This is a genomic window from Bartonella sp. AA81SXKL, assembly GCF_042196945.1.
Classification (GTDB): domain Bacteria; phylum Pseudomonadota; class Alphaproteobacteria; order Rhizobiales; family Rhizobiaceae; genus Bartonella.
Genome location: NZ_JBHIRH010000282.1, coordinates 357 through 668, shown reverse-complemented (window position 1 = coordinate 668; position 312 = coordinate 357). Strand labels below are relative to the sequence as shown.

Sequence of the window (312 nt, the reverse complement as noted above, 5' to 3'; positions counted from 1 at the left end):
ATCATTTATTGGACTTTATTCAACCTCTCTTAAAATGGCAAGTGACTCTTGTATAAGCAAAAATAGCCCCCTCTTATTAATCCCTCTGCAATACTTTCGATAAACAGAGGGAAAGTTATAAACGCTATGCAGCCTGCTCTCCAATTAACCGTTTAAGCAATTCAAGTTCTTTGGCTAATGTCTGATCATCACAAACCAAATCTTCAATTTTACGGACAGCATGTAAAACTGTCGTATGATCACGTCCTCCAAAACGACGCCCAATTTCTGGCAACGAACGAGGCGTTAACATTTTTGCCAAATACATCGCAA

The 312-nt window shown here is 38.8% G+C and carries 1 protein-coding gene; it reads right to left on the bottom strand.

The features are described 5' to 3' along the window. Positions 1 to 124: 124 nt before the first annotated feature. Positions 125 to 312 (bottom strand): helix-turn-helix domain-containing protein (locus tag ACFINZ_RS11105; RefSeq protein WP_375701545.1); only part of this gene is annotated, 188 nt, incomplete at its 5' end.